Source organism: Photobacterium aphoticum, from assembly GCF_001029435.1.
Classification (GTDB): Bacteria; Pseudomonadota; Gammaproteobacteria; order Enterobacterales; family Vibrionaceae; genus Photobacterium; species Photobacterium aphoticum.
Genome location: NZ_LDOV01000043.1, coordinates 1 through 14,156 on the forward strand (window position 1 = coordinate 1; position 14,156 = coordinate 14,156).

Consider the following 14,156-nt stretch of genomic DNA (forward strand, 5'->3'; position numbering starts at 1 on the left):
CTTTTTTACGTTTAACGCTCCAGAAAGTGCTACGCACTTTTTCGCGGGCCGGAATGCCGGACCATCGATTCCAGTCCGCTCCGCCACTTCTTCGAAAGCCCTGCTATTTTTAGCAGGGCTTTTTCGTATCTGAATCATTTGAATGTCCGTCCTTCGGCCGGATAGTCCCAGACTAGGCGTCCCCGCCGTTCCGTTACTTTTTAAAAAACCAGTCTTCGGACTGGGTTTTGTCGTTTCAGGAACAATGGTTTTTCTTTTCTGGGTAATGAATCATGGAAAGTGGCTCGATAATAAGGCACAACCCCACCTCTTCATCAATAACCACTGCAAGGATCCTGTTCGTAAGGAGAGCTCTTGAGGGATAAAAAATGCTGATTAGCATCAACACGATGCTGTAGACCGTCAGATGTTGAACGAAAAAAAGCCCCATCCTTATGAACGGGGCTTGGGGAATATCATTGTTCAAATCGTTGAGGATGGCGTTATGGCTTATTGATCGTCGTAAGGCTCGATCTTCTGTCCTTCGAGTAAGTAGCCAACTTCTGCGAGTTCATGACTGATCTGCTGTGTCTTTAGTGTGCCTACCACGTAAATCACATCCCATAACTGTTGTACGGGGGCGCCTTGAGGAAACTTTACGTAGACGATTTGATTGGGCGGCGGGGGGGGCACATGAATACAAGCCCCAAAGTAAGGCACTAACAGGAACTCTGTTACATGTTTATCGTCCCCCTCTAATGGGATTACAAAGCCAGGGATTTTGACTTTACTGCCATTGAGCTCGGTGCGAACGGAACCCACGAGGCTCTGAGCGACTGCTGCCCCATCATGATTGGTGATGATCGGCATTTGGTTTTGATCAAACATTTCTTGTTCATCTTTCGGGACGAGGTCTATCCAATCTAAGGTGAGTGAATCCTCTGCGTGGATGAAGAACGATAGGCTAAATAAAAGCGAAAGAAACAAGTGTTTCATGAATTACATCCTCATTGTCATGCCGTCGGAGAGTGAGTAGCGATAGGCTCGAATAGCGGGGATTGCACCGACAAGCAATCCAGCGAGCTGAACAAACCCAATCAGACGCCATTCATAGACAGAAAGCGGCGTGATATTGATCAGAAGTCCAAAGTGATTCTGTATCAACGGTTGGCCTAACCAGAGTAACAGGTAAAGGAGGCCAATGCCTAACAGGCTGCCGAAAGCGACAAGTGCACAAGCCTCACAAATCAATAGCGAAAAGACATGGCGAGGCTTGGCCCCCATGGCCCGTAATATCGCCATCTCACGGCGACGTTCATTGAGGCTTGTGAGCAGACTGGTCAACATCCCCAGTAACCCTGCCACGACGACAAAACCTGAAACCACCAATAATGCTTGTTCAGCGACAGACATCATGCCCCACAGCTCGTGTAGGGCTAAGCCTGGCATGATGGCGCTGAGTGGCTCTTTCTTATAAGTGTTAATGTAGCGCTGCAAGGCAAACGTCTGAATGCGTGACTTTAACCCCAGCATAAAGGCGGTGATTTGTTTGGGGGCCAATTGCTCGCTGTTGAGATTATTCGGATCGGCTGTTTTTCCTAATTTTGCTCCGCTTTCCCACCCGATATGGATCGCTTCAATGGCCGCTAACGAGACATGAACACTGCGATCTACCGGCGTGCCCGTTGGCGCTAAGATGCCGACGACACGAAAAGGCAGATTGTCATGGCGATTAAACGCCTGATCACTGAGTCCATGAGCAATGATGATTTCGTCATCGAGTTGATAACCTAAGCTTTTCGCGACATCAGCCCCTAAAACGGTTTCAAATACACGATCGAAGGCTTCCCCTTGCTGGAATGTCAGCGGTTGTTTGTCACCGTAGCGATAATGCTCGAAATAGGCGTGGTTGGTACCAATCACGCGAAAGCCTCGGTGTGAGTCGCCTAACGAAATTGGGATTGCCCATTTCACTGACGGGTGTTGGCTAATGGCTTGGTAACTGTCCCATCCGATATTGTTGGTGGCATTACCAATGCGAAAGACGGAATACAGCAATAGATTCACTTGGCCAGAACGAGAGCCGACGATGAGATCGGTACTTGATATTGTGTTGGCGAAACTGGATTTGGCCTGTGTACGTACTTTTTCCACCCCCAGTAATAAAGTGACGGAGATGGCGACAGTGAGCAGCGTTAATAACGCGGTACTTTTACGGTTGAGCAGGCTTTGCCAAGCCAGACGGATGATGGCGGTCATGATACGTGCTCTGCTGTAAGGTTAAGGGTATTGAGGTGAATGGCACGATCAAACAAGGGTTCGAGCGTTTCATCATGGCTGACAAAAATGAGTGTAGTGTTGGCATGTTCACACTCGTCCATCAGTACCTGGATGAAGGCTTCTCGGTTAGCGTGATCTAATGCTGAGGTTGGTTCATCCGCGATCAGTAAGTCTGGGTTACCGATAAGTGCACGCGCTGCTGCGACGCGTTGTTGTTGGCCGACACTTAACTGACTAACCGGCTGGGTTAAGCAGGCTTCTGGTAAATGTAACTGGCGCAGTAATCGTGTGGCTTCCTCGTGTAGTGAGGTGGTGATTTGTGCGCGGCGACGAGCGGAAAAACGGCAGGGTAGCAAGACATTATCAATCACCGATAAGTAAGGCAGCAGATTGAACATCTGAAAAATATACCCAATATGATCAGCTCGGAATTGATCTCGCTGGGTATCACGCAGTTGGCTAAAGGGCTGGCCAAGTAAGGTGATACTCCCTGTTTCGGGTTGGTTAATGCCCGCCAGTAAGGCAAGTAAGCTGGATTTCCCGCTGCCGCTTGGGCCCTTAATAAACACTTTTTCTCCTCGTTCAATGGTCAACGAAGGAATATTCAATAACAGTGCTTTTTGTTTTGGCCAACGAAATCGTAATTGGTTGAGCGCAAGGATGGTCATGCATGATCTCCCAAAGGGAGAGTATGGCACTCTCCCTCATGGTATAAGCGTTAGAAGTGAAAATGGGTCGCGTCTACCGACAGCGCTTGAACTTGTGTGCCTTTATCAGTCAGGCTATTCACCGACAGGCGTTGTGTAGTAGGAAATACACTAAACCACTGTGTGGTTAACTCATCTAAGGCGGCGATGTCCTGACAATCGTAGTGGTACTGCGCGCTGAATTCACTGTGGTTATCATGCATTTCATGGCTTACCACGGCATCCTCGAGTTTACACTTTGCCGCATTGTCTAAACGAAACAATGCGTCCGGCTTTTGCAGTTGTGTTTTTGCGTGTGTAATCGCATCGCGCTGTTTAGCATTTTCAGGGGCGTGTTCAAAACCCACAATATCTGCACCCGGTGCGGTGATTTCTATTAAGAGCGCGTTGCCATCTTGGGCAATGTTGAGTGCCACTTCACCATGAACATGCGAACCATGCTGCGTGAAGCCATCATCGTCATGACCATGATAACTTTCATGATCATGGTGTTTGTGGTGCTGATGCTCGTGGTCATGATGATCATGATCCGAATCTGCCATGACTGGCAGGGCAAATAATGTGGCGATGAGTAGTGTGATCGGTGTAATCGCGTTTTTCATAGGTGTCTTCCGTAATCGATAAAAAATAAGGGTTATATCAGTTATAGGTTGCAGGGCGGTGAACGGGCAACAGGAAGACAAGCACGACTTATCGGTGATAAAACAAAGACAAAAGGGGCGATGAACCTGTCGATGTTCGATAAAAGGGGCAGGTGGAATGTGGGCGAGAGGAGAGGGTTAACCCAATGGCACAACGCACAATGATGCGGTGGGTGAGCCAGCGCGTCGTGTTGGTGCCATTGCTGCGCGGTGCCGATCCACATCATCAGACAGATCAGCCCTATACAGAGCCAGCGATATGATGAAATGGGCATGAAAGGGGCGCGCACGCGAGACCAGTCCTTTGGTTCAGTATGTAACGTTACAATATAACATCACATACTGATTCGGTCGATGCGCTTATCGATTTCGCCTTCTTCTCTTGCTCGGTTATTTAGTGAGAGAGGAGTGCGTGTTTATGACAAGTGTCGGATCATAAGTTCTCTTTGACGATTTGTAGCGCCTGCTGCATATCAGCTGGGCTGAGCTTGCCTTCTTGCACAAAACGTACAGTACCTGTTTTATCCAAGATAATGATCGCAGAGTTTTCTTTTGCTAAATCCCATGTCGATTGTGCAACGCCATTTGCATCTAATACCATCGATGACCACGAAAACTCACGTTTACTGTCTTCAGCGGACGATTTCACAAAACTGCCTGTGCCCCAAATCGCATCATCTTGGTTGATGATGGTGGTGGTTTGGTATTTATCTGCTGGGAATTGCGCTGCTGTAATCGCGGCCATTAATTCCGCATTCATCGCTTTTGCTGCACTGCGTCCGGCAATCGCCTGAATAACGCGTGTTTTGCCGGTCAGTTCAGTGCTGTCCCATGCTTGATAAGCAATGGTGTCGTTATTGAGTGTGATCTCCCCTTTATCGGCAATCGTAATGTGCGGAAGAGGTTCACCAATGGTGAGAGTATGCGCCAATGCAGTGCAAGGTAGGCATGCACTCAGCAGGGTAACGACAAGCTTCTTATTCATCTGTTTTCCAATCAATGAGTATTATTTTGTTTATCAATATTATCCCTGATCATCTGAGGCAGACTGGTTTTACCAGTGTGGCACTTTTGTGCTTGGCGGGCGGTAACTAGAGCTTGAACCTGGCCGTTTGGTTTGTCATCAACCGTCGACGAGTGATGCAAAATGGAACATTGGCGTGAAGCTTGCTTGATGAGAGTAGCAAAGCACATCGTCATGCCGGGAAGGGGAAAAGTTACTGGCCCGTGCAACCTATCGGTGTTTTATCGGTCTATAACCTTGAAGGATAACGGGGAGGCAGCCATGCTGAGAGTATTTAAACAGTATCGACCTAATCAAGTCGCGCGCCATGTGAAAAGTTACTTTCGCGGACGTGTGTTTATTACCGGTGTGGGGGCGTTTGAGTTTGACTGTGGGCGGTTGTTGCCACCGAAAAGGCAAAGTAGGAAGGCGCTGAATGTGCTCTCGGAGGTTAACCGAGAAATTCAGCACCTTGCGCTGGAGTGGGGGTAAGTTATTCCGCTGGCGGCATGCAGATCCCCGTTCCTCCTAGACCGCAGTAGCCTTGGGGATTTTTGGCCAGGTATTGCTGATGGTACGTTTCGGCAAAGTAGAAGGTACTCGCTGCCGCAATCTCTGTCGTGATGGGGGCATCTAACACTGCTTGATAGCGAAGTTGGCTGTCTATTGCTGCGATTTGCTGGGCGGGTGTTTGGGTAAAAATGGCCGAGCGGTATTGTGTGCCGACATCGTTACCTTGGCGCATGCCCTGGGTAGGATCGTGATGTTCCCAGAACAGCGTCAGTAAGGCATCAAAGCTGATCTGTTGAGGATCAAAAATAACTCTGACCACTTCGGTATGCCCGGTGAGTCCGGTACACACTTCTTTGTATGTCGGGTTTGGGGTTAATCCACCACTGTATCCTACCGCCGTACTGTATACCCCCGGCTGTTTCCAGAACAAACGTTCTGCTCCCCAAAAACAGCCCATTCCTACCGTCAGTACCTCCATGCCTTCCGGGATCGTATCCTCTAACACCGTGCCATTTACGGCATGAGGTTCACTGGGGATGATCGGGGTGGCACGGCCAATGAGAGCCTGTGAAGCATCCGGTAAGGTCGACTTGGTTGATGACATGATGATTTCCTTATAACTGCGTCATGTCTTTCCAAAGTAGAGGAAACCTGAAGGAGATTCAACTTCCTCGTTTTTTCCCGCAAAAGGTTGGCAGTTAGGGCGGCGCTTTGTCAGAATTAACCTTGCTGAAATAAATAATAATGATGCGCTATTGGTGAAGAACACAGTCCATGAAGAAAGTCTTATTGCGGTACACCGTTGCCGCTATGGTGTTATCTGCCGCTGTTCCCGCAATGGCGAAAACCACACTGAACATTAAAGGATTAAAAGGCAGCCTAGAAGACAACGTAGAAGCGTATGTGTCTGCCATTCCTAAACAAGATTACAACACGTCTTTGCGTTTTCAAGAGCAACTGGAAAAAGAGATCCGCGATGCCTTAAAAGCGCTGGGACGTTACAACCCGACCATTAATTTTCATGTCAAAGAAGACGGTAAGAATTACCGCTTAACAGCCGATGTGAATCCCGGCCCCAAAACGGTGATTGCGAGCAGTAATATCACCCTTGAGGGGATGGCCAAAGATGATCCTGATTTTATTGAACTGGTCCGTAATAGTGGCCTAGGGCTCGGTAAAACCTTAAACCACGGTAAATATGAAGCGCTGAAATCCGCCCTTAGCAGTTTGGCATTGCGTAAAGGTTACTTTGATGCCGAGATGGTAGAGAGCCGCATGGAAGTGGCCCCGAGTCGTAATGAAGCCTTTATTATCATTACTTACGATTCTGGTCGCCGTTATAACTTTGGTAAGACAATCTTTGAGGGCAGCCAGATTGAACAGGATCGTCTGGAATCCTTAGTCCCGTACGAAGAAGGGGATCCGTATTTGGTCTCTTCTTTAGGGGAATTTAACCAGCGTTTGTCGAACGTCGGCTGGTTCTCTTCAATCTTCGTGGGCGGCGACTCCACCAAGTTAGAAGATGGCAGTATTCCTATCGATGTGGTAGTGACGCCACAGGTCAAAAATCAGGTGGAAATGGGTATCGGTTATTCGACCGATGTGGGCACGCGTTTGAAATTGAATTGGCGCAAACCTTGGCTTAACAGCAAGGGGCACAGCCTGAGTATCAAAACCGAACTCTCGCAGGTACAGCCGAAAATTGAGGCGGCCTACAAAATTCCACTGGATGATGTGTTGAATGATTATTATCAGATCATCGGTGGGATCCGCTATGTCGATAACCATGACACCATCAGTACCGAATACAATGTAGGGGTGGAACGTCACTGGCGTTTGGAGTCCGGCTGGAAACGGATTGCCTCGGTACGTTGGCTGTATGAAAACTACAAGCAGGGCAGTTCTGAGTCCGGCATTTTGTCCATGATCATTCCCGGTATCAGTTATGACCGCACCCGTTTACGTGGCGGGGCAATGCCGACCTGGGGGGATAAACAGCTGATCTCTGTTGAATACTCCGATCCTGCTTTGGGGTCTGATACCCGTTTAACCCGCTTGCGTGGCCGCTCGGCGTGGATCCGCAGTTTGGGTGAAAACCATCGAGGCTTGGCGCGGGTCGATGCCGGTGCGGTGTTTGCCGATAATCTGGAAGACATTCCGCCCTCCATGCGTTTCTTTGTCGGTGGGGATAACAGCCTTCGCGGGTACAGTTATCAGTCCGTCGCCCCGCGTGACAGCGGCGGTAAATTACTCGGCGGTAAATACATGGTGACCTCAACAGTGGAATACCAATACCGAGTGTACGGTGACTGGTGGGGCGCGGTGTTCTATGACTATGGTGCAGCCTGGAACGATACGCCAGATTGGTTAGCCGGTGCCGGTGTGGGTGTGCGCTGGGCATCACCGGTGGGACCGATCCGTCTGGACTTCGCATGGGGCCTAGACAAAGAAAAAGATAAGTTCCAAATTCACTTCATTTTAGGGCCAGAGATATGATTTGGGTAAAAAGACTCTCGCTAGCTCTGCTTGGCATCTTGTTGGTGCTGGTGATGGCGATTGCGGCATTGCTATATACCCCGGCCGGGATCAAAGTGGCGTTGTGGGGTGCGGAAAAAGTCCTGCCAGCACTCTCTGTCGGTGGTAGCCAAGGCAGTTTACTGACGGGATTTTCCTTACATGACGTGCGTTATCACGATGATCTGGTGGATTTGGATGCACAGAATGTGGCGTTGGTGATCGACGATCATTGTTTGCTGACCCCTGCGGTATGTGTGTCGCAACTCGCGCTGGATGGTGTGCGTTTTTCCATGCCGACCTTGCCGCCAACGACCGAGCCTGAGCCTACCGACAGTGAGCCGATGACGACCATCGAAATGCCACTGCCGATCCGTGTTGATAGTGTGGCGTTGAACGATATCCAGTTGGACATTCTAGGTAATAAGGTGGCTTGGAAAGCCTTTACGACCGCAGCCACCATGGAAGGTGACACATTAACCCTGAAACCGACGGTATGGGACACCATCACCTTAGCGTTGGCACCGGCTGATCCTGCTGATACAGCAACGGCTAAGAAAGCTGAGGCCGACAAGACTCCCGCTGAACCGATCACCTTGCCAGAGGTTGTGTTACCACTGGTGGTGGATGTGGAACGTCTGACTGTGAAAGATTTCGCGCTACAAGGCGACACACCACAAACAGTGAAATTGCTGGATTTAGTGGCCTCCGCCCGTGACAGCGATGTCAACGTGAAGAGTCTCGTATTGGATGTACCGCAAGGGCACCTGGAAGCGAAAGCTGATGTGACTTTGACGGGCGATTATCCGCTATCACTGGATGCCAACGCCGACATTGCGCTTGAGCCTTTGCAAGGTCATCACCTTGCATTGAACGCGTCGGGCAGCGTGGCGGATTTGGCATTGAATGCGACCCTGCGCGGTACGTTGGATGCGGCGCTGTCCGGTAAATTGGCGCCGTTGGATCCGCAATTACCGTTTGATTTGAATCTGAAAAGCCAGCACTTACAGTGGCCGATTGCCACGGCAGCGGATTTTACCTTGGATAAGACTCGCCTGACGGCGAAAGGTGATTTGTCGGCATTTCGCTTTGATCTTAAGAGTCAGATTGACGGCAAACCGATGCCGGCTGTTGGTGCGTCCCTGACCGGTAAAGGCAGCTTGTCTCATGTGGAATTGAGCAAACTGGCGTTGGATACCTTAGGAGGCAAGATCACCGGTAACGCCCGCGCGAGCTGGAAAGATCTGGTGAACTGGAAAGGTGAGCTGGCGTTTGAACATATTCAGCCTGGGCTGGAATGGAAGGATGTACAGGGGGATCTGAGCGGTCAATTGCGTACCTCCGGTGGCCTGACCCGTCAGGGCGGCTGGTATGTTGATCTGCCACAGTTGGTGGTGGATGGTACCGTGATGCAGCAGGATTTGGCGTTGAAAGGACAACTGACCGCCAGTGATAAATCCGGCAAGGGTAAGTTGGCGTTATCAACGGATGGCTTGTCCTTGAAGCACGGACCAAACGGACTGACAGCGCAAGGTAAATTGACCGATACGTGGGACATGAAAGCTGACATTCAGGCTCCGGATTTGGCCAAATCGGTACCGGGTCTACGCGGTCGTGTGGTGGGTAACGTTGCTTTAAGCGGCAAAATGGCCGAGCCTGATGTGGCTGTGGATCTGGAAGGCCAAGCAATGGGCTGGCAGGAATTGGCGACTTTGCAGCAGTTTCGCTTAAAAGGCATTGTGCATCCTTTGCCACAGTTACATACCGATATCACGCTGGATGCGGCAGGCGGTAAATATGATACCGTGACCATGAAAACGCTGGCCTTGGCATTGAAAGGCACCGAGCAAAACCATATCTTGTCGCTGGATGTGGACGCTGAGCCGGTCAGTACCTTACTGCGTTTACGTGGCGCGTTAGATCGCAACGTGGGCTGGAAAGGGATGCTGACCCGAGGTGAGATCCGTACCGATATCGGTCCTTGGCGTTTGAACCGCCCGACGGCATTGGGGTACCAATTGAAGACACAACTGGCCTCGGTAGCCGCCCATTGCTGGCAGCAAGGTAAATCTTCGTTGTGCCTGACCAAAGATCTGGAAGCCGGCGTCAGCGGTCATGCCAATGTGGCGATCAATCATTTTGATTTCGGTCTGATAGCAAAGTACCTACCAGAGCACATGACCCTGAAAGGGGAAGTGGGTGCAACGGCAGAAGCGACATGGGCACCGGCATCGGCACCATATGTGAAAGCCAATGTGCGTATGCCTGCGGGCAGTTTCACTCAGCAAAACTCCGCCGAATTGGATCCGATGCAAATCGGCTGGGATAGCGTGACGCTGAATGCAGAAATGAAGCAGGACGTATTGAATGCGGATTGGCTGGTGGCGGTACGTAACAACGGGGATTTGAGCGGGCGGGCGACCGTGACGCAGTTAACCGGTGATAAACAACTGTCGGCTAACGTGAAGCTGGATCGTTTCATGCTCGATTTCCTCAAGCCGTTATTGATGGACTATCACACTTTCTCTGGCCAGGTAGACGCCAACCTCAATGTGACCGGGCCGGTAATGCACCCTGCCGTGGAAGGTTTGCTCAAGGTGAGTAACGTCAAAGCCATGGGTCGCACCGTACCAGTGGATGTGGACAGCGCGAACATTACTGCCACCTTCAATGGTTACCGTGCCAAACTGAGCGGGGAAGTGATCACGCCGGATGGCAAACTGAACCTGACCGGTAGCGGTGACTGGCAAGATCTGACAGCGTGGAAGAGTCAGTTGCGCGTGAATGGGCGTGAGCTGGAAGTGAACGTGCCGCCGATGCTGGCAGTGAAAGTGAGTCCGGATCTGACCATTAAGGCCACGCCGCAAGAAGCGGAAGTGACCGGTAGCGTGGGGATCCCTTGGGGACGTATCACGGTGGATCAATTGCCAGAATCGGCCGTGGCCGTCTCGAAAGATGAAGTGCTGCTAAATGCCAATATGCAGCCGATCGACCCGGAAAAACCGATCCCGTTTACCCTGAAAACCAATGTACTGGTGAAGATTGGCGATGACGTGAAGCTGTCAGCATTTGGTCTGAATGCGGGCTTGGTCGGTGACTTGAACGTGAGACAAAATAAGAAAGGCCCATTGGTCTACGGGGAAATCAACCTGCAGAACGGTACGTACCGCTCGTTTGCGCAGGAGTTGGTGATCCGCAAAGGGCAGATTTTGTTTAACGGGCCGGCTGATCAACCGTATTTGTCGATTGAAGCGATCCGCGATCCGGACAATATCGAAGACGACGTGATTGCGGGGATCCGTGTTACCGGGCCGGCAGACAAACCGAAAGTCGATATTTTCTCTGATCCGGCGATGCCGCAACAAAATGCGCTGTCGTACATTTTGCGTGGTAAGAACCTCGACAGTGAATCGGGTGATAGCAGTGATGCGATGACCACCGCACTGATCAGTATGGGCTTGGCACAAAGTGGCCAGTTAGTGGGTACGGTCGGTGAAGCCTTTGGGGTACAAGATCTGGCGTTAGATACCGCCGGCTCCGGCTCCGATTCTCAGGTGACCATCAGTGGTTATATTGCTCCGGGCTTGCAGGTGAAATACGGCGTCGGGATCTTTGAATCGATCGGGGAGTTTACGGTGCGATACCGCCTGATGAAGGGGTTGTATGTCGAGGTGGTTTCAGGCCTCGATAGTGCCGTCGACTTGCTGTACCAGTTTGAATTTAACTGATTTGACTGGCCAATGATGCAACGTAGATAACACAAAGGGCATGCTGAGGAGATCCTCTGCATGCCCTTTTTTATAAGGAGAAAGAGATGTTGGTGTTTGCCTATGGCACGTTACGCGCCGGGGAAAGTAATGCACATTTTCTCGCGAAAGCGACGAGGCTGGGGGCATATCGATTGCCTGCGGGTTATCGATTGTATGATCTTGGCGCGTATCCGGCGGCGATAGAGGATGCCGATGGCACTGGATTAACGGGAGAGGTGTACGCGATAGACGATGCGCAGCTGGCGGCGTTAGACAGGCTCGAGGAGTACCCGGAGGAATATGATCGGGTATTGATAAAGACCCCATGGGGAGAGGCGTGGCTGTATGTGTACAATGCCGCGCGCGATGATGCTCTGGAGCAGGCACCGTTAATTGCCGGAGGGGATTGGTGTCAACGCACGCGTCCGGCAACATAAAATCTGTGTGCTATGGCCGGTTAAGAAAGGTCTTATACCGTGTTATTTAGGCTGGCTTTCCAGCAGAGCCTGATAACTTTCGCCATTATAAATACGGGTATAACCTTGCTGTTTGAGCACACTTTCTGCCAATCCTGCACGGTGACCGGAGCGGCAATAGAGAAAGATCGGTTGGGATTTATCCGGTGCCAGCGTGGTCAGTTGGGCGATTTTGTCGTGCGGAATATTAATGGCGTTCGGCAAATGACCCGCGATGAATTCTTGATGAGAGCGCACATCCACAAGCAGGGGTTTCTCTGCTTGTAATTCATGGTGATATTGCCAGAAATGGGTCGGTGAGACGACGTCAGCCAGTGCAGAGCCTGAAAGCAGGCCTAAAGACAAAAGAGCGGCACGAACAAGCCGTTGCATGGTGGAGATCCTTATTGATACGTGACCCTTGGTTGATGGGGTCTTGAAAGGCACCCATACGAGTCTGTCCGGGTGCCTTGATTCTATTACTTCTCTTGGGCGCGTTTAAACGACTCAAGAATTTCCTGTTTAGCGGCAGCGGCGTCTGCCCAGCCTTCCACTTTAACCCACTTACCCGGTTCCAGTTCTTTATATCGCTCAAAGAAATGGGTGATTTGTGCTTTTAATAGCGCCGGTAGATCATCGACATCCTGCACATGATCATACTCTTTGGTGAGTTTAGAGTGCGGTACCGCCACGACTTTGGCATCTTCACCCGACTCATCACTCATTTTGAGCACGCCCACTGGACGACAGCGGATCACGGCACCGGGTACTAAAGGATACGGGGTTGGGACAAGTACATCGACGGGATCACCATCGAGTGACAAAGTGTGGTTCACGTAGCCGTAGTTGCACGGATAGAACATGGGTGTCGACATAAAACGGTCCACAAACACTGCACCCGTATCTTTGTCGACTTCGTACTTGATAGGATCCGCGTTGGCTGGGATCTCAATGACGACATAGATATCTTCCGGGATGTCCTTTCCTGCAGGTACCTGATTCAGGCTCATGATCTCTTCCTTTTGTTGGGTTAACGAAATGTTGGTGATGTTGAAATTATAATACCAACATCGTTAATTCTTTGTCTAATTTCCCCTGCGTGCTATTGCGCATCTGCAGGGGGAGAAAACGTGACAGTATTGAGGAAGACACTGGCAGACAAGTGATGTCAGATTAATCCGGAAACTCGCTCAGGAAGGCTTCGACCTGACGCACCATGGTGCGAGAGCCCACGAAGAACGGCACGCGCTGGTGTAATTCCGTCGGGATGATCTCCATGATCCGCTGTGCGCCGTCAGAGGCTTCACCGCCGGCTTGTTCAATCAAAAAGGCCATCGGGTTGCATTCGTACAGTAAGCGCAGTTTCCCGTTCGGATGGGTCGCTGTGCTTGGGTAGAGATAAATGCCACCTTTTAACAGGTTACGGTGGAAATCAGCCACTAATGAGCCAATGTAGCGCGAGGTGTAGGGACGGTCGTCTTCCGGTACATTTTCCTGGCAGTACTTGATGTACTTTTTGATCCCCATCGGGAAGCGAATGTAGTTCCCTTCGTTGATCGAGTAGATTTTGCCCGCTTCAGGGATCGCCATACGCTCGTGTGACAGGCAGAACACCCCTAAAGACGGATCATACGTGAAGCCGTGTACCCCGTTACCGGTGGTGTACACCAACATGGTGGAAGAGCCGTAAATGATGTAGCCCGCTGCGACTTGCTGGTGGCCGGGTTGCAGGAAATCTTCTTGTGTCGGTGGGGTGCCGACAGGGGAGACGCGGCGGTAGATGGAGAAAATGGTGCCGACAGAGACATTCACATCGATGTTGGAGGAGCCATCAAGTGGATCCATCAGTACCACGTATTTGGCATTGCGGTTGAGCTCTTTGTTGAAGGCGACAGCTTCGTCTTCTTCTTCGCTCGCGACACCACACACTTGGTCGCGGGCTTCAAGGGCGGCTTTGAATTTGTCGTTGGCATACACATCGAGTTTTTGTTGCTCTTCGCCCTGAATGTTTTCGCCGCCGACCGCACCGGTAATATCTACCAAGCCGGCTTTGTTGATTTCGCGGTTGACGATTTTCGCCGCCAGTTTGATGGAGCCCAGCAGTGAGGACAATTCACCGCTGGCATGGGGGAAGTCATTCTGTTTCTCGACAATAAATTCACCAAGGGTTTTCATCTCGGACATATACAATCCTTGCATCCTGTTGTCATAAGAGTGAATAACTCAGGTACAATGTTATTTATTGACAATTTGTGTACCCAAGTGGGATCAGCGCGATTTACAGCGTATCGCCTGTTTGTATATAAAGAATTGTA

The 14,156-nt window shown here is 50.6% G+C and carries 13 protein-coding genes; 4 read left to right on the forward strand and 9 right to left on the reverse strand.

Annotated features, from left to right (window positions below; genetic code table 11):
• Window positions 1-489: 489 nt before the first annotated feature.
• The 5 genes from ABT58_RS20745 to ABT58_RS20765 all read right to left on the reverse strand — a co-directional run bounded on the left by ABT58_RS20745 (window position 490) and on the right by ABT58_RS20765 (window position 4,592).
• Window positions 490-975 carry a DUF3299 domain-containing protein gene (locus tag ABT58_RS20745; RefSeq protein WP_047876360.1) on the reverse strand — a complete coding sequence of 162 codons (486 nt, stop codon included), beginning with the start codon at window positions 973-975 and terminating at the stop codon, window positions 490-492.
• A 3-nt stretch (window positions 976-978) separates the two neighbouring features.
• Window positions 979-2,238, reverse strand: a complete 1,260-nt coding sequence (locus ABT58_RS20750; protein WP_047876361.1) for an ABC transporter permease — start codon at window positions 2,236-2,238, stop codon at window positions 979-981.
• Window positions 2,235-2,927 carry an ABC transporter ATP-binding protein gene (locus ABT58_RS20755; protein WP_047876362.1) on the reverse strand — a complete coding sequence of 231 codons (693 nt, stop codon included), beginning with the start codon at window positions 2,925-2,927 and terminating at the stop codon, window positions 2,235-2,237. Before ABT58_RS20755 ends, ABT58_RS20750 begins: the two co-directional genes overlap by 4 nt.
• 50 nt (window positions 2,928-2,977) lie before the next feature.
• A complete protein-coding gene (locus tag ABT58_RS20760) occupies window positions 2,978-3,568 on the reverse strand; it encodes a DUF2796 domain-containing protein (protein WP_053063158.1) in 591 nt (196 codons plus the stop codon).
• A gap of 472 nt (window positions 3,569-4,040) precedes the next feature.
• Window positions 4,041-4,592 carry a YtfJ family protein gene (locus tag ABT58_RS20765; RefSeq protein WP_047876363.1) on the reverse strand — a complete coding sequence of 184 codons (552 nt, stop codon included), beginning with the start codon at window positions 4,590-4,592 and terminating at the stop codon, window positions 4,041-4,043.
• A 300-nt stretch (window positions 4,593-4,892) separates the two neighbouring features.
• On the opposite strand from ABT58_RS20765, the gene ABT58_RS20770 reads away from it, so the two are divergent.
• The gene (locus ABT58_RS20770) at window positions 4,893-5,102 is read left to right on the forward strand and encodes a DUF1107 domain-containing protein (RefSeq protein WP_047876408.1); all 210 of its coding nucleotides are present in this window, start codon (window positions 4,893-4,895) and stop codon (window positions 5,100-5,102) included.
• A gap of 1 nt (window position 5,103) precedes the next feature.
• On the opposite strand, the gene msrA is transcribed toward ABT58_RS20770, so the two are convergent.
• Window positions 5,104-5,727 (reverse strand): peptide-methionine (S)-S-oxide reductase MsrA, encoded by a 624-nt coding sequence (msrA, locus tag ABT58_RS20775; RefSeq protein WP_107205146.1) that lies wholly within the window; start codon window positions 5,725-5,727, stop codon window positions 5,104-5,106.
• 170 nt (window positions 5,728-5,897) lie between these two features.
• Between msrA and tamA the strand changes: the two genes are divergently transcribed.
• The 3 genes from tamA to ABT58_RS20790 all read left to right on the forward strand — a co-directional run bounded on the left by tamA (window position 5,898) and on the right by ABT58_RS20790 (window position 11,823).
• Complete coding sequence (tamA, locus tag ABT58_RS20780) at window positions 5,898-7,619, forward strand: autotransporter assembly complex protein TamA (RefSeq protein ID WP_047876365.1); 1,722 nt, start codon at window positions 5,898-5,900, stop codon at window positions 7,617-7,619.
• The gene (gene tamB, locus ABT58_RS20785; RefSeq protein WP_047876366.1) at window positions 7,616-11,365 is read left to right on the forward strand and encodes an autotransporter assembly complex protein TamB; all 3,750 of its coding nucleotides are present in this window, start codon (window positions 7,616-7,618) and stop codon (window positions 11,363-11,365) included. Before tamA ends, tamB begins: the two co-directional genes overlap by 4 nt.
• Window positions 11,366-11,451: 86 nt before the next feature.
• The gene (locus ABT58_RS20790; RefSeq protein WP_047876367.1) at window positions 11,452-11,823 is read left to right on the forward strand and encodes a gamma-glutamylcyclotransferase family protein; all 372 of its coding nucleotides are present in this window, start codon (window positions 11,452-11,454) and stop codon (window positions 11,821-11,823) included.
• A gap of 42 nt (window positions 11,824-11,865) precedes the next feature.
• On the opposite strand, the gene ABT58_RS20795 is transcribed toward ABT58_RS20790, so the two are convergent.
• The 3 genes from ABT58_RS20795 to fbp form a co-directional block, all read right to left on the reverse strand.
• Window positions 11,866-12,234, reverse strand: a complete 369-nt coding sequence (locus tag ABT58_RS20795; protein WP_047876368.1) for a rhodanese-like domain-containing protein — start codon at window positions 12,232-12,234, stop codon at window positions 11,866-11,868.
• 86 nt (window positions 12,235-12,320) lie between these two features.
• Window positions 12,321-12,851 carry an inorganic diphosphatase gene (gene ppa, locus ABT58_RS20800; protein WP_047876369.1) on the reverse strand — a complete coding sequence of 177 codons (531 nt, stop codon included), beginning with the start codon at window positions 12,849-12,851 and terminating at the stop codon, window positions 12,321-12,323.
• A 163-nt stretch (window positions 12,852-13,014) separates the two neighbouring features.
• The gene (gene fbp, locus ABT58_RS20805; RefSeq protein WP_047876370.1) at window positions 13,015-14,025 is read right to left on the reverse strand and encodes a class 1 fructose-bisphosphatase; all 1,011 of its coding nucleotides are present in this window, start codon (window positions 14,023-14,025) and stop codon (window positions 13,015-13,017) included.
• Window positions 14,026-14,156: the final 131 nt, after the last annotated feature.